Raw genomic sequence first — 24,996 nt, 5'->3', positions numbered from 1 at the left:
ATCCAATATACTTATCGAATAGATAAAGAAGATGGCAACGGCGATCGCAGTGCAAAAAACTGTAGCAAAGGCTAGAACCTTTATCAGCACCGAAGAACACGGACGTATGCTAAGTTAATCAAGCAAGCTAATTACCTTTTACTTGCGTTAAATATTGCTTTTTTGGAAAAAATGCTCAGCATCAGAGAGTTTTTTACCGCTTGCACGGGGGTATGGACAACAGAAAGAATGTATCATTCTGTCCTTAGCGGTCAGATTGAACGCTCTCATACGGAATATTCGGTAAAAGCCCTGACATGGGAACAAAAGCAGCAAATTTTGTCCTTTTCTTCGTCAAATGGCATAAAGGTAAATCTTGCCCAAGCAACCGAAGAACAAAATGCCTGTCCTGGGTTTGCGATCGCCTTTGATACCGTCTCGGAAACGGGCGAACGAGTATCCATGAGTTTGAAGGCTTTATTTGTGCCGGATGCCTACGTGGTGCCTGGGGAATCGCCCGCCGAAATCCCCGCTCCACCGATCGTGGCGGAAGTTGTAGATGGGGAAGCGATTAAGGGTTTTTATCTGCGGGATGAGGGATACTCAGAAGCGGGAGCGATCGCGGGGCGGTTTACCTATCAGCCCACTCGCCAAACGCTGGAAATGATCACCTATTATCGACGTTCTGTTGCGGTCGATCAAATGCGGATTGTAGCGCCGGATACGCGGCTCAGAACGATTATTACTTACCAACGACCCGAACCCGGAGAACAACCAACGGTAATCGATTTGGTCGGCTTTGGCGTCGAGCGCCGACAAGCGCTATAAACAGCGAATAGCGAATTGCTAATCAGAAGGATTGCTAGTTGCTACAACTATGAAGAGACGGTCTTTTCTGCTGGGTGCTGGAACGCTGACCTTGAGTCAGATGCTTGCAGGGTGTGGAAATTCCCAAAACCCCACACTAAGAGTTAGACTTCTGAAAAATTCCATTCCCGCTCAGCTGTTAACTAAATTTCGCCAGAGCCTCAAGCAATCGGCAACTCTAGATTTTACGCCAGCCACACAGTTAAAAGATTTATTTGCGAGTCTAGAAACTTGGCAGAATCCCGGTAAAGCGAACCAGGGCTGGGGTCGGAACTTACCGCTGATTACCCCGAAAAAACCCGTCATTGCCGATCTAGTGACTTTGGGAGATTTCTGGTTAGCACAGGCAATTGAGCAGAAACTCATTCAACCCCTCGAACTTACACAGGCGGGAGGGTGGAATCAATTGCCAATCCGATGGCAAGAACTTGTGAAACGCAATAGTCAAGGTCAATCTGACCCCGCTGGAAAAATTTGGGGTGCGCCCTATCGCTGGGGAAGCACAGTAATTATCTATCGCCGCGACAAATTCAAATCTTTGGGATGGACACCGACGGATTGGCAAGATTTGTGGCGAGAAGAACTGCGCGATCGCATTTCACTTTTAGATCAACCGCGAGAAGTGATTGGTCTAACCTTAAAACGGTTGGGTCATTCTTACAACACGGAACGGATAGACAGAATTCCTGAGTTGAAAAATACCCTGCAAAAGTTGCACCAGCAGGTGAAATTTTACAGTTCCGATACCTATCTGCAACCGTTATTGCTAGGAGACACCTGGCTGGCGGTGGGTTGGTCAACAGATGTATTGTCGGTGATGAAGCGCGATCGCAACATTGCTGCGGTGGTTCCTATGTCTGGAACCGCCTTGTGGTCAGACTTATGGGTGCAACCTGCTGGTGCTGCGGCGAATCCTCTGTTGCAAGATTGGATTAATTTTTGTTGGGAATCCAAACCTGCTACGGAAATTTCTCTGTTCAGCCGCGCTGCCTCACCAGTTGTTGCTGGCATGAACCCAGCAGAGTTACCTGAATTTTTAAAAACGAACTCGATCTTGCTGCCAGATACTCAGATACTGGACAAGAGTGAATTTCTGTTTCCGCTTCCCCAGTCTACGGCGCTTGCGTATCGTTCCCTGTGGCAGGAAATCCGCCCAACGGTTTAGAACGAACTCGCAGACTATTTTGACCAGAGGAGACAATATCCAGATCGCAGACGACTGGACTGGTACTGAAATTACAAGTGTAGGTTGCTAGCGGTTCTTGTGGTTGATTGGCAATAAACACCCTGGTGTTATAGCCATAATCTCTGGCAACCGTCCCAAAGCTGTTGACAAAGCTATAGCGTCCTATATAGTTCAGAAGGCTCCAGAGTTGTCGGTTTACAACCAAATCCACCCGCTGGCGATCCGGGTACGCTAGCCAGTTCTCTAGTAATTTGCCACCAAACTGTTCCTCCGCCCACCAAAGGCTGGGAACCGTTGGTTTAGCTTGGGACATACTATCGGCTCTAATGACTTGACTTCTCGGTGGGCGAGACTCTGGATCGAGTAGTTTTAAGTCTAAAGGTTCGGGAGAAGGCAGCAGTGTGGGTGGTGTTTGTGCCTGCGTTAACAAAGGGAAAACACACGAAGTAAGAATTGCTAAAGCTGATAACAGCAAGGAAGAAGCAATCTTTTTCCCTGTTTGATGGATCTGACTTCTCGCAGCATTGTCATCTGCCGTGTACGCCTGCCTAAATTGTTTAAGTTTCGCCCCAGATTTGGTTGGTTCCTGTAGAGGTTCCATGTTTACTCGCGCTAATTCATGCAGTTATTGTCTGGTAAGAATTGCTAATGGTTCCAGCGATTGATTCAGCGAACGGTTTGTAAATAAACGTAGATTAATTCATACAACTTGCATCGGCAACCGTTTACCGGCACTTAACAAGGTTTCAAATTCTGCTGCGGGTACGGGACGGCTAAATAGATAGCCTTGCATGGCATCGCAATGCTGCTGGCTTAAGAAAGCCAGTTCAGCGCGAGTTTCTACCCCCTCAGCCGTAACTTTCAAATTCAGATTGTGAGCGAGTTGAATCACGGCGGTCATAATCGCTCGGTTTTGGGTATCGCTAGTAACATCCTGAACAAAGCATCGGTCAATTTTCAAAGTGTCAAAGGGAAATTGTTTGAGATAGCTTAAGGAAGCATAGCCAGTACCGAAATCATCAATTGCGATATGAATCCCCAACTGTTTCAGTTCATTTAAAGTAGCGATCGCCATCGAAGCATTTTGCACAAGGATACTTTCAGTCAGCTCCAATTCCAATGCATCTGGGTTCAAACCTGTAGTTTCCAATACTCGGACAATTCGCTGGCTTAAATCAGCTTGGCTAAATTGACGCCCCGACAAGTTCACTGACACGCGGAACGATATAAATCCAGCGTCTCGCCATTTTTGCGTTTGGGCACTGGCAGTTTGCAATACCCACTCGCCAAGCGGGACAATTAAACCCGTTTCTTCTGCCATAGGAATAAATTCAGCCGGTGAAACCAGCCCCCGCGTCGGGTGCTGCCAACGCACTAAGGCTTCTGCACCGCTAATTTCTCCGGTTTGGAGATTTACTTGGGGCTGATAATACACTTGAAATTCACTTTGTTCTAAGGCACGGCGCAGACTCGCTTCTAGCACCAGCGCTTCGCCATAATCAGCCTTGATGTCCGTCGCATAAAACTGATAGTGATTTCCTCCCAGCTTTTGGGTGTAGGACATCGCCGCTGCTGTCATCTTCATCAGGGTGTCTAAATCTTGCCCGTCGTTGGGATAGAAGGTAATGCCAATGCTGGCAGTGAGGAAGATTTGACCGTCTTCTAAGGAGAAGGGTTCATTCAGCGATGACAAAATCGCTTGGGCGACACTGGCAACCGTTTGTCTTTGACTTAAGGTTGCCAGAATAATTGCAAATTGATCTAAATTCAATCGCGCAATCGTGTCCTGTCGGCTGAGACAGGTGGTGATTCGTTCGACAATTAGTTTAATTAATCGGTCACTCCCTTGATTTCCCAAGGTGTCACTAATCCGTTGAAACCGATCTAATCCTAGAAACAGCAGCGGGACAGGTTGAACGTTGAGTGGCTGCTGGGCAGAGGCAAGAGGCGATTCGTTCTCCTGGGTTTTGGAATCGCTTTTGTTTTCATCTTGCCGCTTACTGATAACTTGATTAAACCGCTCTCGCAATAGCAAGCGATTGGGAAGGTTTGTCACGCTATCGTAATGAACTAAGTGATTGAGTCTTTCTGCTGCTTGCCTGAGCGCTAAGGTATAGGGTTGAGTAATGGCTCTTTGTCTTTCGAGGCGGGCAGCGATCGCTTTGAGTATTTCCTCAGGCGTACAAGGCTTGGTTAAATAGTCGTCTGCCCCTAATTCCATCGCTTGACGCAAATCGGCTTTTTCAGCTTTGGCAGTCAGAAAAATGAAGGGAATTGTTGCGGTGACAGGATCTTGACGCAGCGCCATCAAAACACCAAAACCATCTAAATCGGGCATCATGACATCGCAAATAATTAAATCTGGGCGAATCGTTCTTGCTATCTGTACGCCAGCAAGACCATTTTCTGCACCTGTCGCCTCGAACTCTTCTGCCTCCAATAGTTCTAATATGTTTTCGCGGATTGCTTCTTCATCTTCAATAACTAGAATTTTTGCCATTTCTCTAAATTTCCTTTAATTTATGGTTTTTCTTACAAAATCAAACTTTTTATTTCCCCGATGTTGTGCAAACTATTTAATTTATAAAGGTTGTCCTGCTTCCTGAATTTAGATTTTATCAATCTGTAATAACATTTATTTAAGTAAAATTATGCACCCTCTCACTGGATAAAAGTCTATTTTTATACTTTTTCAAAGCCAAATATACCAGCAATATCTATGGGGTTATCCATAAATATTAGACAATTAATTCATTATAATTTCACTCGCAAGGGAAAGTAAATTAATTGAATTCAAAATTTTATATTTAATGCTTATCAAAAATAAATATAAGAAGTTCTTACCTTCCTATAGTAACTAACCTTATTAATCGAACCTAGGTAACAGTCAAGCCGCCTAGAATGAAAAAATCAGCGAAGACAGGAAAAGAATGTAGAGGAAGATTTTTTCCAAGTTTGGTATATAAAGATACCGTTATTAAAATCCTTGCTATAACGGGTTAAAACTAGCCCCTGAAGCTTAACAATCCCCGCTCAACGGTAACTTAATCGTAAAGGTTGTACCCACTCCGACTTCACTTTCTACGGTGATTTTGCCTTTGTGTAAGTCTACAAAGTTTTTAATAATCGCTAATCCTAAGCCAGTTCCAGGAATATTGCCAACATTAGAAGCTCTATGGAAGGTTTCAAACAATCGTTGCCGATCTTGTGGAGGAATGCCAATTCCTCGATCTTTAATTTGGAAGATGGCTTCCCCATTGTGGCAGCTAAGTTCGCATTTTATAATACCCCCCCCTGGGGTATATTTGATAGCATTTGAGAGTAAATTGCTGAGGATGTGGCGCAGCAGTTTTTCATCAATGCAAGCTGCGAGACATTCTCCCTGACTTGAGAAAATTAGGGAATGGCGATCGCCCGCTGTTAGTTGCATTTCTGCTACAAGGTCTTGGCAGAATGTTTCTAGCTCTATCGCGGCAGGGTTAAACTCTGTCTTGCCAGCTTCATTTTTGCCAATAAGCAACACTTCATCTAACATCCCGTCCATCCGTTGAACAGCAGTTTTAATTCGATGCAGATGAATCCTTTTCTTCTCTTCTGTCCATTTAAAGCCGTAATTTTCAAGCAATCCAGCCGAAAACAAAATAGTCGATAACGGGGTACGAAATTCGTGAGAAGTCATAGAAACAAAACGGGATTTTAGTTCGTGCAGTTCCTTTTCTTTTTCCAAAGCATTGCGAATTTCTTCTTCTGCTCGCTTGCGCTGCATGAATAATCCCAATTCAGTTGAAGCGGAAATCAGTTCGATGAGTCGTTCGTCTTGTTCGCAAGATTCAAACATATAAAACACAAGGACAGCCAAAACAGTATCATCAGCAATAATTGGAATTCCCAAAGCGGCTTTTAATCCAATTTTCATTGCCAAATTTACCCTGAAATAAACTTGATGCGACTCACCGGAAACATCTCGTTGCCACTCTGGTTGTTTTGAGACCCAGACACGACCGGGTAACCCAATCCCTGGTGCAAAGGTCAAGTTCTCGCCTCCTTGCCGGAATTCCTCTAGACAAGTGGCACGGCTATACCAACCTCGACTGCATTCGAGAACGCTGTTGTCGGATTGTGGAATCCAGGCTTCCCCAAAATCCCAGCCAGTGGCTTCACACACTTTCTGGAGTGCTACGAATAGCGCTGAGTGAAAGTCTGGAGACTCAAAAATAGCTTGGGTCATGGTTTGCAGGAAATGAACCTCCTCTTCCGCCCGCTTGCGATCGCTAATATCCTCTGCAATTCCGGCAATTCGATAGACTTGCCCTGTCTCGTCCCGAACTGGAAAGGAGCGATCGCGTATCCACCGAATCGTCCCATCCGGGCGGATAATCCGATATTCGTAGTCGTCCACTTCTTGCTGGCGTTTTTCAAGCCCATCTATCACCGACTGCCGATCTTCTGGATAAATAGAATCCAGCCAAGATTCAGGCTGCTGATAAAGGCTTTCGCAAGTTTGCCCCCATACATGCTCGTAAGGGGGACTGATATAGAGCATTTGTTTCTCATCGGGAGTCGTCATCCAGAAAACTTGCGGAATATTTTTCGCTAATTGGCGGAAACGCTCTTCCGATTCCCGTAGCGCTGCTTCTATCTGCTTGCGTTCGGTAATGTCTTGAATGGTGGCAGTACTAAATTGCGGGGCACCACTGGCAGTGCGAATCAAAGAAACGGTCAAATAGCCCCAAGCCACATGACCATCCTTGCAGATATAGCGCTTTTCCAATTGGTAAGAATCCTGCTTTCCAGTCATTAACTCTTGGTAAAGTTCCCGGTCTTGCATGGCGTCATCTGGATGCGCCAACTCACTGAAAAGCATCCCTTGTAGTTCTTGTTCGCTATAACCTAAAATTTCCCGAAACTTGGGATTACTTGCCAAAAGCCGCCCCTCTAAAGTGGTCAGGACGACACCCATGGCTTCTCTTTCAAAAATTGTTCGGAATCGCTCTTCACTTTCCCTCAAAGCTTCTTCAGCTTGTTTGCGTTCGGTAATATCCCGATCTATACCGCGATAGCCACGAAATTTTCCAGAGCTATCAAAAACTGGGACGCCACTGGTTTCTAGAACAACTCGATGACCGTTTTTGTGGATGTTGATATTTTCTAGGCAAGAGAATGGTATTGCTTGGGCAGCAATTGGCCCAAAAGTGTTCGCAATCCGGAAGGCTTCTTCCGGCGGCATTAAGTCAAAGGGCGTTTTTCCCAAAACTTCTTCAGGTTCGTAACCTAAGATGTCGCGCACTTTGGGACTTGTGTAAATGTAAACAGCATTCTCATCTACCTCCCATACCCAATCGCTGGTAGTTTCCAGCAAATTGCGGAACCGTTCCTCGCTTTTTTGCAATGCCTCCTCTGCCAGTTTGCGTAGCGTGACGTGCCGGAGGCTTTCGCTGATATCCCGAATAATACTTAATAAAACTCTTTGATTGTCAATTACCCAGCTTTGGGAACTGACTTCCACTGGAAAAGTGCTGCCATCTTTGCGGCGGTGAGTGGTAGTAAATAAGATGCCTCGCTGTTCTGCTTGCTCCAGTTGTTGAGCGATCGCTGTATGAGTTGGAGGATCTCGCAAGTCCTGAATGTTTAAGGCAACAATCTCTTCGCGTTCGTAACCGTATGCCTGAATTGCCGCCTGATTCGCTTCGATAATTTGCCCTTGATTCCCAATAAATAAAACAATGTCACGGGCATGTTCCGATAGCAATTGATAATGCTTTAAGGTTTCTTGAGCGAGCTTGCGTTCGGCAATCTCTGCTTGGAGTGCCTGGACAACATCTTCTAGCTCAACGGTACGCTCTTGGACTCGGATTTCTAACGCCTCATTTGCCTGCCGTAAGGCTGTTTCTGCCTGCTTGCATAACATCGTCTGCCGCTGCCTTTCGCTGATGTCTGCGGTACTGCCGTAGTAATAGAGAACGCCATCCTCTATGGCAGGTCTGGCTGTAATTTCAAACCAGCGATCGCCTCTATGAAGAGTGTGAAAAAGATAAACAACCCGATAGGGTTCGCCATTGGTAATCGCTTCCCAAGCTATCCGAATTGCTTCTTGGGATTCATGCCCTAAATCGACTCGCTCGTCCCAAATTTGATAATTCTCAAAAAATGCTTCCCTAGAAATGCCGCTGAGTTCGGTCAATATCTCGCTGGCATAGATAAACTGGGTGGTCGCAGGGCAGAACTTCCAGACAAAACTGGGCAGCATATTAAAAATTTGATTAATCTCGCCAGCACTTCGCTGAAGTAACGCTTCAGCGGCTTTGCAGTCTGTGATATCTTGCAATGCCCCCAAAATCCGAATAACTCTTTGTTTTTGCTCATCCCATTGCGATCGCGCATAATTTCGTAACCATCGAACTTCACCGCTTCGGGTCACGATCCGGTGTTCGCTAATCTCAGAGGAACCAGAAACTAGGTTGAGAAAGTTTTGCTGAACTTTTAACCAGTCGTCGGGATGGATAAGCCGCCGCCAGCCATCAAGAGTGATAATTTCCGCGAACGTGTAACCGCTCACTCGCAAAAAGGTCTCTGACACCCATTCGGTTGTCATTTGACCGTCAGGGGCAACTGTTAGGCAATAGGTATCAGAGGTCAGTTCTGAGATAACGCGATATTGTTCCTTACTGTCGAACAGTGCTTGCTCTGTTTGCCTACGGCTGGTAATGTCTTCAACGGTGCCTTCGTAGTAAAGTAGTTTGCCACTGCGATCGCGCACAGCACGGGCATTAGAAGAAATCCAAATGCAACTGCCGTCGGGGCGATTAACCTGAGATTCAAATCCCGTTACGGCATCAGTTTTTTGGAGTAATTGGTACAACTCCAAATTGCTTGCGTGCCAATGAAGATTGCCAATAAGTTCATTTGGTGAGTTGTAGCCATAAATGCGTGCCAGCGCTGGATTCGCATTCATATAGCGTCCATCATCCGTAACTTGATAAATTCCCTCAACGGTGTTCTCAAAGATACGGCGATAATTATGCTCGGATTGTTGCAATTGTAAGCCAGCGCGAATTAGAACATACAACAACCCGCTAATAGATAGAATAAATCCCCACTTTTTCAGCGTCTCTAACTGGATTAAAAACGCTAAATTCTTGCTCAGTAAATTAAGTATTTCATTCCCAGAAACAATATAAATAATGCTAATTAATATATAAATAGATACAATTCTGCGAACTAGATTTTCTGTAGAGGTAAGCTGATTTTTCATGACTACCAAATATAGTTATGGAATATTCAAAGCCCACCTTCTCAAAGTCAAACTTTAAACCAACCTTAACCAATGGATTAGCAAAATTCTTTTTTAAGCTATTTTACATAAATCAATGTGTCGGTAATCCAGATCACTAAACATCTTAACAAGTATATATCTTTAGATAGGTGTAAAACTTAAACCAATAAGCTAGAGATACTGTTCATCGTCGGAGTGATAACAGCATCAGGCAAGGGCACAAATACCCTGTCCATACATCCTGGTTGCCTTAAAATCTGTTCACGCAACTATCTTTACGCAACTACCGTTACGATTATTCCCAAAGCCGACGCCTAGGTTGTCCATTCAGACGCTGGTGAGAATCACGCAAAAGCGCTGGAATGTCTAAATGTTGAGGGCATCGGGGCAGACAGTCACCACAGTCAGTGCAGCGATCGCCTTTCATCCCCGGAAACCAGTGACCGGCATTTTCAAACATTCGGTAGCGGTATTGACCATACGCTGTCATGTCATAGGCAACCGCTAAATTACGCAGGCGCAATATTTCTGGAATATTGATGTTTTCTGGGCAGGGCAAACAAGCATAGCATTGACTACATAAATCTGGAGAAATTACTCCTAAATGAGCTTGTAAGCGGTCGAAAACTTCAATTTCCTCCGGTTTTAGCGGTTCATCGCGCTCAGCAACCGCCAAACATTCCGTCAATTCGCTGGGGTTCGCTGGGCCAACACTGAGGGTGGTAATGCGGCGATCGCTCAACAGAAACCGATAATTTAGTTCTAGAGGTGAAAAGGGATGGCACAGATGTTGAAGCGTTTCCGGTGGCGTGTAGAGTAGTCCCCCCTTATCCGCTGGTGAAATAATAAAAATCCCCATATCCTTTTGGTTGGCTAACTCAACCGCTGGGGCATGACGCTGGAAAAAGTAATAATAATGCAGGTTGACGAATTCAAATAAATTGGTGTTAATCGCCGCCAGAATCACATCCAGCGGCCCGTGGGTGGAGAAGCCAACGTGTCGAACTCTGCCATCTGCTACGGCTTCCTGCACCGCCTGCATACAGCCTCCATCCGCTTGCACCCAGTTTAAATGTTCCCAGGTGTTAAGGCCATGAATCGCCAGACAATCCACAAAATCAGTCTGTAAGTTCAAGAGCGACTCATCAATCCACCGACGCATCGTATCGGCGTCACTGCTTGGGGGAAGTTTGGTAGTGATATAAAGCTGTTCTCGCGACTGGGGCAATCCTGCGGCTAAAGCGGCTCCGAGATATTCTTCGCTTTTGCCGTAACCCCTCGCGGTTTCTAAGTGATTAATTCCACAAGCAACGGCTTGATGCACCGTCTGGTAGGCATCTTCAAAGGAAGCCAGACAGCGCATCGTCCCGCAAGAAAACACTGAAAGCGGTAAATTTGTTTTTCCAAACCGCCGATAACGCATAAAAAGTAAAAAGAAAGAGCAAGAGACAGCCGCGAGCGCCCAAGTAAAAAGTTCATTTTCTTGCTTTTGGCTTTTGTCTTTTTACGTTTGCCCTTGGTGTGCTATGATTCCGTGCTGGAGCCTCCTCGCTGGATCAAATCTTCCGGTCGCAGCTTCGAGACAAAATCACGGAAAGCTCGGCGTTCTGCTTCATCGGCATCGCGGTCAACGGGGATAGAAGCATCAGCAATGACTTCTTCCATTACCCAAATGGGGCTGCCAGTGCGGATGGCGATCGCGATCGCATCACTAGGCCGAGCATCAATCTCCTTTTTTACCTCACCCTGCCGGACACTCAAGATCGCATAAAAGGTATTGTCCTGAAGCGAGTGAATAATGATCCGCTCTAAGGTCATATTCCAAACGTCCAGGATATTCACCAGGAGGTCATGAGTCAGGGGACGGGGAGGGGTTTGTTTTTCCAAAGCGCTGATAATTGCCTTTGCCTGATCTTGCCCAATATAAATTGGCAAGGCTCGTCGCTCCGAGGCATCTTTGAGCAACACAATCGGGCTGCGCGTCACGGCATCTAATGCAATTCCAGCGACTTTCATTTCAATCATCAGCTTGGCCTCTAGAACACGGTAGGCGTCGGGGGGGATAAAGCAAAGCTATAAACTGGTACTGGAGGTAGTGGGGTTTAACAAACACGCTTGCGGTTCTAATCACCTTACCAAGCGAAGGTACAACCAGCTATGAAGACTTGGTTAAGTTGGGATCAACAAAGCTGTATCTCCCAGTATGCCTCAGTCTTAGAACGATTCGCTGGAGATTTTACTAAAAAATATAGACCGATTGCCTTCATCCCTTCGCTGGTTGTTCGCTATCAGTTATCAGTAGGTCGAAATCCGATTAATTACATCTAAAAGCAAGTTGTTTTTCGGTTTTTTCACTGAATCATGAGCGACGACCGTTTGCCAATGACCGTTATTTACCTAATTTCACTTAAAAACAGTGTTTACCGGATTAATTCAAGCTCTAGGAACTATTAATTCTCTGGGAGAAGACCGTTTTGGGCTTTCCTGCATGGGAGATACTTGTCAGTTGATACTGTCAGATTTAGCGATTGGCGATAGTGTGGCGGTGGATGGCGTTTGTCTGACGGTAGAGGAAATTTCGCCTCAAGGCTTTGTGGCAACCGCTTCTCCGGAAACTCTTAGTCGCACCACCTTAGGACAGCGAGAACAAGCCGCCGCCTACGTGAATTTAGAAACCTCTCTCCGGGTTGGCAGCAAGCTAGGAGGACATTTTGTGACAGGGCACATAGACGGAATAGGCTGTCTGCAAGAGTCGGTACAAACTGCTACTTCCTGGGAAATGCGCTTTGAAATACCGGCAGCAGAGGATGGGGAGCAGCGCCAGATTGCTCGGTACATCATTCCCAAAGGTAGTATTGCGGTCAATGGTGTGAGTCTGACGGTGGCAGATTGCGACCCTGATGGAAGTTGGTTTACGGTAGCGGTGATTCCTCATACTTATGCCGAGACAAACCTACCTTATTTACAGACTGGCAGTTTGGTGAATTTGGAAGGAGATATTCTGGGCAAGTACGTGGAAAAATTTCTGCGTTATCCAGCACGAACATCTGAGCAGAATGCACCCGCTACGATCGGGATGGATGGAATTACACCCGCTTTCTTGGTAGAACACGGGTATTCTTAGAAATCAAAATTCAAAAAGATGAATTTTTAATTCTTAGCTACCTGGTTGCGGGGTTAACGCAGCTGATGACGTTGCTGGAGCTGCGGGAGCAGAATGGGCGGTTTGCAAAGCTTTAATCATTTGCGCCAGACCATATTCCAAGTAGGCATCTGAGTCCACCGCCATCCAGCCTTCTTGCGTTAGCTGGCGGATTTCAAAGTGAAGGTGGGGACCTGTGGAATTGCCGGTACTACCAACCCGCCCAATCACGGTTCCTTGTTCGATCTGTTGACCGGGTTGAACCAAAATTTCCGACAGGTGAGCATAGAGAGTTTCTTGGGTTTCGTTGTGTTTGAGGACAACAGCTTGACCATAGCCGCCCATCCAGTCAGCGATCGCAACCTTCCCCGCAAAAGCTGCCAGAACGGGTGTACCCAGAGGTGCCCCTAAGTCAGTACCTGCATGGAACCGGCGAGTGCCGGAAATCGGATGCGTCCGCCACCCGAAAAGCGAGGTAATTGGCGCAGGAATCGCCAGTGGGAAAATTAAGCTGGTATTGCCGTTAGCCAAGCCCCGGAAAATGGTCGGAATCGGGGCTTTGTATTCGGGCACATTGAATGGAATAGAGCTTTGGCTGCTGCTAACGTTATTAGAAGCGATCGCAGTCGAGCGAGTAACGGTAGAGGAACCCAAAGACCTAGATCGACGACGGTTAATTGAGCGAATGCCTTGAGGGCGATCGCGAATCGGGTCAATTCCAACAGGACTTGCAGAGGCAACCAAGATTTGCTGACGGATCTCCCGTTCTGGCTGGTTTACCGCCAAACGGGCGCGGCTGACTCTACGATTCGCCAACCCAGAGGTCCGTAATGCTTCCGGTACGTCTGTGTCACTTGCATACTCCCTACGGCTTCTGGTCGGGTAGGTTAATCTAGCAGTTTCCCGTAGACGGTTGGTGTTCCTAGACGGTATCCGTGCAACACCACAGCTTCCACCAGATAAACCTTGCCCGCTCTGCAAGACTCTTTGACATCCTGTTGACCGTTCCGACAGCACAACGGCAGGTGGTTCATCGTAAGAACGAATCGGCTCCTTGCCTCGACTCGTTGCACCAAGACTATAGTCAGTCGGATCGATATAACTATTGTTGTAATCGCTGGAACTTATCCCGCTCTTTTCAGCTTTGCTCGGTCTAAGCTTGGGAGGCTTTACATAAGAAATCGTGTTTGGCTCCACCAACCTGGGAGGAGAAAGCTTTGCTTTTCTTGGAACAGCGACCGAAGTCTCTGGTGCTGATACTGGAAGCGAGCGACGACGGACAACTGCGGGTTCTGGAGCAGAACGGCGACGGCGACGGACAGATGTTGTCTCTAACGCACGCTGACGAGCCAATTGGCGACGACGGACACCCGATGAAGCGTTCTCTGCTGCTGGAGCCGAGCGACGGCGTACAACATTTGGCTCTGGTTCTGGCGCTGAAACTGAACGGCGACGAACAACCGTCGGCTCAGTTCTTCGCGGGGAGTGGGTCTCCATTTTTACAGTAGGCGGTGCCTCTTGAGTGGTAGGCGTGCCTATTGTATCTACGCTTGGATCGCTTTGTGCCCAAACTAAGCCGCTGCTGAGGACACCGATACCTCCAATCCAACTAAGTCCCTGCACCAGGGGACGGCGGCAAAACAGACCAAACTGAGTACAACTAGGGTGGTTTCGCTGGCTCATTTCCGAATCACTCCTCATCTCACTCACTCTATAGGGTCATACTGGTTAGTGTTTTTGGTGTAAAGACATGGTTATTGTCGTTTACCCCATCTATTTTCACTCCCAGAGCTTGTGGAAAATTACCCATCATAGCCAAGACTGATTGTACCGGGCTTGAGGCAGATTTCCTCGGCAGCTGCTAAAGAGTTCAAGCGGACTTGAAGTTCGCCGGTGGATGCGACACCCACAATGACTCCAGAGCGTCCGTCTACGATGACAGAACGCCCCCTGCAACTGAGAAGCTCTACGTAAGCGGGAAGTAGGGCGTCTATTCCTTCTAGGGAAACGTGTCGATATCCGGATAAAATGCCCTGCAAAGTTATTGCCGCTAATCTTTCCAAGGCGTTAGCGAACCGTGCGTGTAAGGCATTCGCTTCGATTGGCTGCTGCTCCAAAAACGATTCTAGATTGATGCCAGTTTCCGGGACTGGATTCGCCCAGTTAATTCCTACACCCACGACGGCTTTGGTAATCCGTCCTTGTTGCACTCTAGTTTCGGTGAGAATGCCCCCTAATTTGCGTTTGCACAAGATTAGGTCATTCGGCCATTTAATCAACGCTGGGATGCCGTAATTCCGCAATGTGGTAGCAATTCCCCAAGCGCTGCATAGGGTCAAATGAGCGCTATTGGTTGCAACTAAATCGGGAGCTAGCGCGATAGATAGGTAAAGTCCGCCTGTACTGGATTGCCACTGGCGTCCCCACTGACCCCGCCCAGCGGTTTGCTGAAGGGCAATGACAACGGTTCCCGGGGTTGCTCCTCGATCGAGCAGTTCCCATAGAGTTTGGTTTGTGGAAGGTAAAGTCTCAAAGATATGAAAAGAAAGCGGTAGAGAAACATCCCCTAAAAAGGCTTCCAGACAATGCCGATCGAATGCCACGGTTGCTAACAAATTGATTCGTAGCATAAGTTAGCATAATGTCACCGATATTTCAGGAGTTCCGAATGGCGATGCTTTCCCGCACCAATTTGAACCTGGGCGCAGGAGAATCACAAACTTCTATAAATACCTGGCACTGGCGGACTTGGGAAGGATTGCCCTATCTAACTTGTAGCTTGCTAGAACGCTGGTCTCACGGATTTTTTACTCAACAATTTTCGCCCCGTTCTCCGGCTGAATTAGTCAACGTTTTACAGCCGGATGCTAGGGTTTATCGAGTGAAACAGGTGCATGGCAATACGGTGATGACGCCCTCAGAGATCGAAGCGGCAACCAGTGAAGGCCAAGAGGGGGACTCACTACCCCCCGCTGATGGGATTGTCAGCGAGCAGGTTCAACAGGCAGTGTGGGTGTGCAGTGCCGATTGCACGCCGGTTTTAATTGCCGACCCCCAGACGGGGCAGGTGGCAGCGATTCATGCGGGTTGGCGCGGGACTGCTACCCGAATTGTCCCCCAAGCGATCGCCCGTTTCCTAGCTTCCGGCAGTCAACTCCAAAATCTGCTGATTGCGATGGGTCCAGCGATCGCAGGTGATGTCTATCAGGTGTCTGTGAATGTGGCATCTGAAGTAGGAGCCAGCATCTTACCAGATAAAGATCCGCAGCAAGATACAGAATTCATTATTGATGCCTTGCAACAGTTACCACATTCACCGTTATTAGACGATTCGCAACCAGGACGGGTGCGACTGGATGTGCGGCGAGTCAATCAGCTGCAACTAGAACAACTGGGAATTTCTAGCGAACAGATCGCGATCGCGCCTCACTGCACCTACCAGGAACCAAACCGTTTCTTCTCTTACCGGCGGGACAAGCTCAAAAAAGTCCAGTGGTCGGGAATTGTAAGTAAATAAGCTGTTTTATTGTTTAGAAACGGGGCGCACGTTGAACGTGCGCCCCGTTTGTTGTTTGTGGATATACGTGCCAAAAAAATCGCCTCCAAGTCATGGACTGGAGGCGATCGCTACACAATTGGTCTAACTCAAACTAGAACACCTTGCTGTTTGTCTATTTTCCTGTTTTCAGGAGCATGAGCTAAACGTTTGTCTTCAAACAGATAGCGCGCTATCTGTTTGAGTTGTGACTATTGTTGAGTAGCAGGGGCTGTTGTATCGCTGGATGGGGCAGCATTTAAGCCTTCTGTACCACCTGTGGTTGGAGTAGTAGTCGATGTGCTGGCGTCATCATCATCATCATCATCATCATCGCCATCATCATCGCCCTCGTCATCGGCTTCAGGAGTCGATGTGTTCGCATCATCGTCATCGCCATCGTCATCACCATCATCATCGCCATCGTCATCACCATTGTCATTGGTGTTGGTGTTGGTGTTGGTGTTGTCGTTAGTGTTGGTGTTGGTGTTGGTGTTGGTGTTGGTGTTGTCGTTAGTGTTGGTGTTGGTGTTGGTGTTGTCGTTAGTGTTGGTGTTGGTGTTGGTGTTGGTGTTGGTGTTGGTGTTGGTTTCAGCGCCAGCGTCACCTTCCACGTTAGTAACCTGCTCGGTTGAAACCTGACGCAGACCGACCAACCCAAAACCTAGACGGCTTTCTGGTCCCACTGACTGATAGGCTGCGACTGCCCGACCTTTCTTCTGTTTGTAGGTACCGAGAGCCAGACCTCGGCTATTTTGGCGCACAACCAGCAATCTTTGCTTGCCACGACCTTTCTCTACAAAGACGCCAACAGGGCCACCAGACGTGGAAGCAACGTTGTAAACCTTATTAGAACTCTGGACGAAGGCATTAGACAGAGAAATCAGATTGAAGGTTGTGCTGTTGTAAATGGTGATAAGCGATCCGCCGTTCCCCTCAGCGCTAGTGCTGGTGCCGCTGCCGCCGCCGCTACCACCTGTACTACCAGTGCTGGTGCCGCCGCCTGTGCTGCCGCCTGTGCTGCCGCCTGTGCTGCCGCCTGTGCTGCCGCCGAAGCTACCACCGCCGCTGGTGCCGCCGCTGCTACCTGTACCTATGCTGCCACCACCGAAGCTGCCGCTAGAGTTGTTGATGACGGTGTTGAAGTTACCATCATTTTGGAAGATGAGGTTGTAGCTCAAGCTTGTTTTAGAACCAAAGCCTGTGTTTTGGCCTGTAGCTGCACCTGCACCTGTCGAGTAGGAGCTGCTGCTGCTCTGGTAAGAGGTATTGTTCGTAGCAACATCGTATCCACTTGTTCCACCCAATTGGCTGGCAACTGCACCAACAGTGAATTGGGTACGACCTTGACTTTCACCTTTGAGTTTGAAGGCGTTCGATCCTTCTTGCCCAAATTCAAACTGGGTTTTGCTGTTATCGCTTAGATAGCCAACCGTGGTGTTGCCATTTATCGAGGTGATGCCATTCCCTTCGCCTGTAACTTTGAACTTGATGGCAGAATTGCTAAAAGCGCTGGGATTTGTCAGCTCAAGCTTAGTAGTACCACCGAGTTTAATATCTGTGCCAACTCCGGTGCCCTCAATCTTGAATTTTTCGCCTTCTATTTTGAATTTGGTTTGAGCATTATTGCTGCTGAAGGCTACTTTGTTAGTGCTGCTAAAAGTTTGAGCGTCGCCGGTGCCACTAGCGGTTGCAATTTGACTGCTTGTTGAGTCGTCGCTATCGCTTGTGGTTGAGGTGCCATCTGTTGGCGTCGTGCTGCCAGTTGCAGTTGTAGTTGAGGTGCCATCTGTTGGCGTCGTGCTGCCAGTTGCAGTTGTAGTTGTGGTGCCGGTTGTAGTGCCACTTGTTTGCGTGCCACCAGTTGCGGTTGTAGTTCCGTTGGTTGTGCCGGTGCCACTGCTGGTTGTGGTGCCATCAGCTTGTGTGCCGGTGCCACTGCTGGTTGTGGAGCTTTGAGTTGTGGGTTGATCCGAAAAAGTGCTGCTTAAGGTGCCGAATCCTTGCCCTTCCAGCTCAAATTTTGTCTTTTGCCCCAAGCTAGTAGATGGAGGAAGAGGAACAGAGCTGCCGCCATTGAACTTCAGGGATGTCGGCAAACCAATATTGCCCGCAGTGAGTTTGCCCTCAAAATTACCAACTTCTAAAACCCCAGATTTGGCAGTGTAGTTAGCCTGAGACTGAGTAGATAGTTTGACGTTTGAAACCGGCAGGAAAACCAGCGGAGCCGAACCTGTCTCCTTAGGAGCAATCAGCGAACCGCCCAAAAAGGCGCTGCTGGCAAAAGAATTCAGAGTAAAGTCTAGTTTCGTGGGGATGTTCGAGAAGGGAACAGCTGCGCCACCAGAAGTGAAGGCTAGACCGGATAGGGTACCGACTAAGCTACCTTTGTCATCTTTTCCAGGACGACCAACGTTGCCAGCACCGACGTCTTTGAAGTCTGCTGCCTGGGGTACGAAGCGAGCAGAGCTGGTGTTACCGGAAGTTGTTTGCAGTTGCAGCGTGGTGACGGCAGCGTCAAACAAAACCGGGCTACTTGTACCACCAGTAGTCCCAGTAGTAGTCTGTGACTGTAAAGGCGAAAAGAAGGCAGCTTGCCCTCCTAACAGACCGCCTGTGATTGAAATCGACTGAGATTGAGTGCTTGTAGCGGAAGTAGAAGTCGTAGTAGGAGCAGCAGTCGTAGTCGTCTGAGCGTGAGCTGTGGGAGCCAGAGCGATCGCCAAGCCTCCAGCGATACCGAAACAAACAGCATACTTAGTTGATTTCGCAATCATGTTAGGACTCCATCAGTGAGTATAAGAGGACAGGGTGAATAGCAGAATCTAGCTCAATTCGATAGTCAACAGGGGATCATAAGTTTCTTCAGCATTCATCCTGAGCAAGCTCAGAACTACAAGTATTAGAAGAGAGTAATAACAGCATCCTGATTGAATAAGCATTAGGGCAAGTGTGACTAGCATTAAGTAGAACTAGGTCATACTTGCTTGGCTTTGCTTGTGCCCGTGTTTGGATAAATGACTGTTTGGTTTCTCAACGAGTTCCCAGTTTTTTGCAAAGTTTTTGTAAAGTTATTTACCCGTTTTATATACGTAAATACACTTAAAAAATTGTTCTATTTTCGGCTGTTGCGAGGTTTGCGTTGAAATTACTTACGAAGTTATTTGTAATGTTTTTATAAAATTATCAGGGAGATCCTTGAATGAATCTCCCTGACAAAGCGATCGCTACTTTTCAGCCCACTTTTAGAAAGTAAAAGTGGTTCGGATGGCACCGATTGTGATTGTATCGTTGTCCTGGTTGTGAAGCGGATTAAATAATACGATCACCCCTGGCGTGACTGTAATATTGTCGGAAACCCGGAAGCGGTAGAAAGCTTCTACGTGAGTTGTACTTCCTGGCTGACCGCCTTCATCCCCAAAGCCACCCTCACTAATAAAATCAGGGTAGTTTCTTCCAATTGGCAGGTCACTACTGGTAATTTTGGGCGGCTGACCGACATAAATACCGCCGAGGTTGCCTTCACCAAGCAGATCGGGGAAATTGAGGTAAGCCATCCAATTGAATGTCTCTACATTTCCTGATATTCCTTGCGGGTCAGAAGTCGTGTAGCCGCCCCAACCGCCAATTGTAATGTTGGGCGTTGCTCGGAATTCTAAACTGGCACCAAAAGCATTCGTATTAATCGGTCCTCTGCCTGCCGGAGTCGGTAAGAGAACCAAATCATCGCCAACGCCAGTCCCCAATCTTCCAAACGGAGAGTAGGAGTTGACGTATTGCAGAGCAATATCAAGCGTATTCAGCGGCGATACAACTAACTGCAAGCCAGCTGCGGTTTCTCCATCTTGTCCACCGCCGATACCCCCACGAAAAGCATCTGCGGGTCTGCTGGCAGAGTAGACGCCTTGTAAACTGATCCGTGGATTCACTTGCCAGTCAAAGCCTAAGCCTCCACGTCCCCCGGTATTAATAATTGGGTTGCGTTGAGCAAAGCGGGAAAGCGGCCCTTGACCGGCACTTTCTACGCGGTTTGCTCCCCGGAAAACGTTCACTGGGTTAACTCCTTCCGGACCGATGATGAAGGCAAAGTTATTACCAATTAACTGACGATAAGTTAGGTCGCTCAGTACAATGTCGTTCCCGGTGTCTCCTTCATATCCCAAGAAGACCATGTCGTTATTGAGCAAACGAGGTCCCGAATTTCCAGAACCCGCTTGCAATCCAGTCAGCAGCAGGCTGCGAGGACTGAACTGGGTGAACAAACTTAACTGGACGTTGCTAATGACGTTGGGATTTGTATTCTGGTCTTCTAATCGGTTCCCAGTTGATTTTCGGTTCAGGAACAACTCAAATTCATTCTCATTGCGTCCCTGAACGCCGACGACTGCCTGTCCAAATAGCTTCGTCGTGGTTGAGAACTGATGGCTTTCCAAGAAGGCGGTACGACCTTCCAGATTATCTACCCGCGTCCGTAGGGTCGCCAGTTCCGGTCCAAACTCATCAACGAGTCGTCGCAGGGTTTCTAAATCCGCTTCGGTAGCTGCATCAGCCGAACTAGCGGCAATTAATTTCTCAATTTGCTGGAGACAGGCATTCACCCCTGCGGCAAATTCATAGCGACTGAGTGCCCGGTTGCCGCGAAAAGTGCCATCGGGATAGCCTGCAATACAGCCGTAACGCTCTACAAGACTTCGCAATGCTTCGTAAGCCCAGTCGCTTGGTTCCACATCGCTCAACTGGGAAACATTGGTGACTTGATCCAATGGGTTGGCTTCCATATCCTCTGGGTTTCCCATTTCCAAAGGATCGCCCGCTGGAAGCATTTGTTCGCTAGCCTCTTCAGAGGGCAGCACTTGAGCTTGCAGGGTGTTGGGATTGCTAACAGTTGCTGCGTCTACAAGAGTGCGAACCTCTTTTGTTGTTGCAGATGTTGTTGTTGCAGATGTAGTGGAAGATGCATCCAAGCTGCGACGGCTAGCAGACAAGATAGGAGACTTTGTAGTCGAAAATTTTGGTAAGCTAGCTGACGGTTGCAACTGGCTTGTTTCAGTTGGGGGGGTTAAATTTACCGCAGTGGCAGATTCTTGAGTTGCCGCTAAACTAGGCGAACTTGCTGCCGGTTCCGTTGGCGATGCTTTTAGTTCTGGCAGTACATTCGCCGATGCGAGTGTGCCCTCGGATGCAGCTACCGCCAGCGAATTTGCTGTCGATTTTGCCTCGGTTACATCCGTTCCTGTCGCTAAATCTGTAGATGTCGAGAATCCCTGGGTTGAAGACTGGACTGCCTCAGCAGCTGTGGTTGGTTCGATATCGGTGGCTGCAATCGCTGGGGAGAGGCTAACTGCTAGTAAGCCAAAGGCTGTAAACACTAGCGCTGAGGATGCTGTTTTCTCTATTCTCCACTGGGATTTCACGGGTCTAAAACTCCTCAAAACACACCATACTTGCTGAAATTTTACAACAATATTGTGTCAGTCGCTACTAACGCTTTGGATTCCTTTTCATTCGCTAGGGATTGAGGTTGGCAGTTGACGTTTACCCAAAAGGAAAGTTCCTGGCTGAGTTTCTTTTTTTTATAATCGCTGACAAAAAATTGCTCCTAGGGATTAACGGAGAAGCAATTTTTATACACGGAGGTTTGATACTCCGCGCCTAATTACTCAATGTCATCTGAGACAAGTGTGCGATCTCAGATGAACACAGCCGAAACAGGCGCGATCGCTTCTTCTGGGTCAAATTAGTTTATAAATCCTAACAATGAGTGTCCGAGCGATTTTCAACATCATTTCTGTTTCGTTCGTGCAATAGAGATGTGCAAATAATTGTCAACTTTCATCTACAATTACCAAATTCAACTAATGCTGCCGCCGGTAGTGTAGAAAAACTTCTTGCTCAATCGACTCGACTGACAAGAGTTCCAGCCTAGGTGCAAAATCTGCCAAAAATCCAGAACCTTCTACTGGCGTCGGTGCTGTCGCTCCTCCTAAAATTAACGGACAAACCGTGAACCAGAATTCATCGATTAAATCAGCCGCCACTAAAGCACCTACGAGTTCCCCACCTCCTAGGACAGCGAGATGTTCCAAGCCTAGCTCCCAGAGCTGTTGAAAAGCAGCAATCCAGCTAATTCCATCGGTCGTTGCCTCCACTTCTAGAATCCGCTCAAATTCTGAGCATCCTTGCCAGCGCTTGGCACCTGCCTCTCCTGTAAGTAACCACCGAGGTATGGGTTGACGAAAAAAGCGCCATTGCGGATCTAGATTGGCTGATTGAGAGCAAACAATTTGGACTGGTTGGAGCGATCGCCCTCTCTGTTGTCGCCAGCGGAGCAAATCGGGATTCGTGACGCTCAGCGTCGTACCGTAAGCGCGGAGAGTCCCTGCGCCAAATAAAACTCCGTCCGCTTGGGCAATCTGTTTTTCCAGGTGCGCCAGATCCGCTGGAGACGAAAATCGGGCGCGATCGCGACGAATATCCGCAATCTTGCCATCGGCACTCATTGCCAAAACAACTGTCGTAGAAGGGCGTTTCCAGACAAATCCCGTCATCGCTGCTGGTCGCTCAAATATTTAATTAAAGTTTAAGAATTGCTTATATTACGGGAATTAGTGTAGAGATTCCACAAAGTCAACCTTTCCAGAGTATACGAGGATCTGGAACCGTTCTAGGATGGAATGGATCTGTCAAACAGTATCGCTCTACCAACACGATTAACCCAGAAAAAAGTAGGCTAATCAATACCCCCACTCTGATGGGGTGATTTTTGAGAATTCTTGCTATTGGGTTTTACACCTCAAATTAGAGAAGTCCTATGGCTAAGCCGGGTCAATCCTCCTTCCGTCGCATCCTGCTGTCACGCATTTTGCTTTTGAGCGTCCCGGTACTGCTGATGGGGGTGTATGTAACCTACAGAAAAGCACGATCTAGCATACTGGAAACCGCTCGCCAAAATCTTACCGAAAGTGCAGTGAGAAAAGGAGAGAGCATGAACGAGTCAATTAAAGCGCTCTCTGCCAACTTAGTGACTGCAAGTGAAGCAGTCGTACTGCAATCGCGATCGCCCGAAGCGCATCAAAAATTTTTAAACCAACTCGCCCAACAATTGCCAACGCAAGTCCAGTGCATTCAACTCATCAACGTTGAGACGGGAAACATTGCTGCCAGCACTTGTGGGGAGAAACCCATCAGTACGCTAGATGCAAGTCACTGGCCCCAGCAGCAACAGGAATTACTGTTAGATACTTCCAAGGTGCAGGTGAAATCGCTGCTTCCAGGCATCTCCCCACCCAATTCAACCGTTAAAGAGAATCAACCCAGCCCAAAAAGCCAACTAAGATTGATTTTCAGTGCGCCTGTTTATGACAGCACGGGTTCTCTGCGTTATGCCCTGAGTGTCCAATCAGCTCTACTGAAACAAGAGCGTGCCAAACCAGGGTCTCTGAGTGGCTATCCAGTGGTGATTGACCAGGATGGAACCATTTTGGCGCATCCGATTACCCAGCGAGTTGGAAGAAATATTAAGCAGGAGGCAGATGGGGAAAGGCTCGAAACGGTCATGAAAAACGCGATCGCGGGTAGAAATGATTTTCTGCACTTGTTTTCTTTCGAGAAAAACGGTGTGGAATTACTCGCAGGGTATACCCCAATTCTCAGCCCGATTAGCAACCAGCCAGATCGCCAGTGGGTTATCTTAGCCGTCACTCGCTTAGATAGTGCCTTATCGGGTCTAAAAGAAATTCAACAGGTGTTGGTGATTCTGACATTTGGCTTAATCGCCGCTAGCCTGCTGGCAACGCTGTATATCTCTCGCGAACTGGCGCTGCCATTGGAGCAATTGAGAGACTACGCTGGGTCGAAAGGGCACTTTCACTCTACAGATCGAGTTCCTCAAAACTTCAAAATCCGGGAATTCAATCAATTATCGGAAGCCCTCGATAATATGGTGGAGCGACTGAAAGCATGGGCAGAAGAAATCGAAACAGCCTGGAAAGAAGCACAAGCAGCGAATCAGCTGAAAAATGAGTTTCTAGCGAATACTTCTCACGAACTAAGAACTCCCTTGAATGCGATCATTGGTTGCATTCGCCTGGTACGCGATGACTGCTGCGATGACCGCGAAGAAGAGATGGATTTCTTACAGCGAGCGGATGATGCAGCGATTCACCTCCTGGGAATCATCAATGACGTTCTGGATATTGCCAAAATTGAAGCGGGTAAGCTTTCCGTCGTTATGGAGGCAGTCGATCTGCGAAAGTTGCTTAAGGAAGTGATTGATTTACAGGCTGTTCCGATTCAGCAAAAAGGTTTGCACTTTAATACGCCAGATTTGCCAGAATCGATTCCTGTTCGTACTGACCCCGCAAAACTCAAGCAGGTGCTGCTAAATGTGGTTGGCAATGCGACTAAATTTACTGAAAAAGGCAGCGTTACGATTACCACCCGGATAGAGACTAGTTATGGCAAAGAACAGGCAGTGGGGAATTCTGTCCCTCCTAGCTCTCATTTATCGAATGGGGTCGCTCAAGCCGCGACAGTGAGTCATGAAGAACAAACAAAAATCCAGGCGGCGGCATCTGTGGGCAATGGGCAAGAAGTTAGAGGAGAAGATGCCTCTAGCATCTCGAATGGAGCTTCTAGCATTTCTCGAAGCCTTCTAACAGGAACTGGGAACTCTCTCAAAGAGCGTCTCGTCCCTTCTGCGCGTGTTGTTGTAACAGTTCACGATACAGGGATTGGTATTGACCCGAATCAACAGCATAAGCTCTTTCGCCCCTTTGTCATGATTGATGGCACGACGACTCGGAAATTTGGCGGCACAGGTCTGGGACTCGCAATTTCTCGGAACTTAATGGAACTGATGGGAGGTAGCATTACGCTATCAAGTGCAGGAGCTGGTCTGGGCACAACCGTGGAGATTGCCGTGCCCATGATTGATACTTCAGTGTTGCCAACTCTTGAGTCTACGAATGCAGCAAAAAATTAAGAATTCAGCTATCTGTTTGACTGCGGAATGA

Annotated in this window: 16 protein-coding genes; 6 read left to right on the top strand and 10 right to left on the bottom strand. The window is 47.7% G+C overall.

What is annotated here, in order from left to right; all coding sequences use genetic code 11:
• The first annotated feature begins 171 nt into the window (after nt 1-171).
• Both NC996_RS14505 and NC996_RS14500 read left to right on the top strand, forming a co-directional pair.
• Nucleotides 172-807, top strand: a complete 636-nt coding sequence (locus NC996_RS14505; RefSeq protein WP_190686993.1) for a phycobiliprotein lyase — start codon at nt 172-174, stop codon at nt 805-807.
• A gap of 49 nt (nt 808-856) precedes the next feature.
• Entirely contained in the window at nt 857-2,011 is a 1,155-nt protein-coding gene (locus NC996_RS14500; RefSeq protein ID WP_190686991.1) for an extracellular solute-binding protein, read from the top strand.
• Here NC996_RS14500 and NC996_RS14495 read toward each other — a convergent pair.
• The 5 genes from NC996_RS14495 to NC996_RS14475 form a co-directional block, all read right to left on the bottom strand.
• Nucleotides 1,959-2,633 carry a hypothetical protein gene (locus tag NC996_RS14495; RefSeq protein ID WP_242037614.1) on the bottom strand — a complete coding sequence of 225 codons (675 nt, stop codon included), beginning with the start codon at nt 2,631-2,633 and terminating at the stop codon, nt 1,959-1,961. The genes NC996_RS14500 and NC996_RS14495 overlap by 53 nt on opposite strands.
• A gap of 99 nt (nt 2,634-2,732) precedes the next feature.
• Nucleotides 2,733-4,532, bottom strand: a complete 1,800-nt coding sequence (locus NC996_RS14490; RefSeq protein ID WP_190686989.1) for an EAL domain-containing protein — start codon at nt 4,530-4,532, stop codon at nt 2,733-2,735.
• A gap of 519 nt (nt 4,533-5,051) precedes the next feature.
• The gene (locus NC996_RS14485) at nt 5,052-9,284 is read right to left on the bottom strand and encodes a PAS domain S-box protein (protein WP_190686986.1); all 4,233 of its coding nucleotides are present in this window, start codon (nt 9,282-9,284) and stop codon (nt 5,052-5,054) included.
• Between the two features lie 316 nt (nt 9,285-9,600).
• Nucleotides 9,601-10,728 carry an aldo/keto reductase gene (locus tag NC996_RS14480; RefSeq protein ID WP_190686983.1) on the bottom strand — a complete coding sequence of 376 codons (1,128 nt, stop codon included), beginning with the start codon at nt 10,726-10,728 and terminating at the stop codon, nt 9,601-9,603.
• 101 nt (nt 10,729-10,829) lie between these two features.
• On the bottom strand, nt 10,830-11,330 hold the full coding sequence (locus tag NC996_RS14475) for a bifunctional nuclease family protein (RefSeq protein WP_190412793.1): 501 nt from the start codon (nt 11,328-11,330) through the stop codon (nt 10,830-10,832).
• Between the two features lie 132 nt (nt 11,331-11,462).
• Between NC996_RS14475 and NC996_RS14470 the strand changes: the two genes are divergently transcribed.
• On the top strand, nt 11,463-11,633 hold the full coding sequence (locus NC996_RS14470; protein WP_190439813.1) for a hypothetical protein: 171 nt from the start codon (nt 11,463-11,465) through the stop codon (nt 11,631-11,633).
• An 88-nt stretch (nt 11,634-11,721) separates the two neighbouring features.
• On the top strand, nt 11,722-12,429 hold the full coding sequence (locus NC996_RS14465) for a riboflavin synthase (RefSeq protein ID WP_190412795.1): 708 nt from the start codon (nt 11,722-11,724) through the stop codon (nt 12,427-12,429).
• 33 nt (nt 12,430-12,462) lie between these two features.
• Here NC996_RS14465 and NC996_RS14460 read toward each other — a convergent pair whose 3' ends face one another.
• Nucleotides 12,463-14,130: a M23 family metallopeptidase gene (locus NC996_RS14460; RefSeq protein ID WP_242037612.1), complete on the bottom strand. Its 1,668-nt coding sequence runs from the start codon at nt 14,128-14,130 to the stop codon at nt 12,463-12,465.
• A 119-nt stretch (nt 14,131-14,249) separates the two neighbouring features.
• Nucleotides 14,250-15,077: a biotin--[acetyl-CoA-carboxylase] ligase gene (locus NC996_RS14455; protein WP_190686980.1), complete on the bottom strand. Its 828-nt coding sequence runs from the start codon at nt 15,075-15,077 to the stop codon at nt 14,250-14,252.
• Nucleotides 15,078-15,172: 95 nt separating this feature from the next.
• On the opposite strand from NC996_RS14455, the gene pgeF reads away from it, so the two are divergent.
• Nucleotides 15,173-15,964 carry a peptidoglycan editing factor PgeF gene (gene pgeF, locus NC996_RS14450; RefSeq protein ID WP_190687042.1) on the top strand — a complete coding sequence of 264 codons (792 nt, stop codon included), beginning with the start codon at nt 15,173-15,175 and terminating at the stop codon, nt 15,962-15,964.
• A gap of 230 nt (nt 15,965-16,194) precedes the next feature.
• Here pgeF and NC996_RS14445 read toward each other — a convergent pair whose 3' ends face one another.
• The 3 genes from NC996_RS14445 to NC996_RS14435 form a co-directional block, all read right to left on the bottom strand.
• The gene (locus tag NC996_RS14445) at nt 16,195-18,759 is read right to left on the bottom strand and encodes a hypothetical protein (protein ID WP_190686977.1); all 2,565 of its coding nucleotides are present in this window, start codon (nt 18,757-18,759) and stop codon (nt 16,195-16,197) included.
• Between the two features lie 468 nt (nt 18,760-19,227).
• Complete coding sequence (locus NC996_RS14440) at nt 19,228-21,396, bottom strand: iron uptake porin (protein ID WP_339380371.1); 2,169 nt, start codon at nt 21,394-21,396, stop codon at nt 19,228-19,230.
• Between the two features lie 441 nt (nt 21,397-21,837).
• On the bottom strand, nt 21,838-22,530 hold the full coding sequence (locus NC996_RS14435; RefSeq protein WP_190686975.1) for a RibD family protein: 693 nt from the start codon (nt 22,528-22,530) through the stop codon (nt 21,838-21,840).
• Nucleotides 22,531-22,793: 263 nt separating this feature from the next.
• Between NC996_RS14435 and NC996_RS14430 the strand changes: the two genes are divergently transcribed.
• A complete protein-coding gene (locus tag NC996_RS14430; RefSeq protein WP_190686973.1) occupies nt 22,794-24,965 on the top strand; it encodes a sensor histidine kinase in 2,172 nt (723 codons plus the stop codon).
• Nucleotides 24,966-24,996: the final 31 nt, after the last annotated feature.

The sequence above is a fragment of the Trichocoleus sp. ST-U2 genome (genome assembly GCF_039961875.1).
GTDB lineage: Bacteria > Cyanobacteriota > Cyanobacteriia > Cyanobacteriales > FACHB-T130 > FACHB-T130.
The sequence above is the reverse complement of the archived record's forward strand: the minus strand, read 5'-3'. Positions and strand labels throughout refer to the sequence as shown.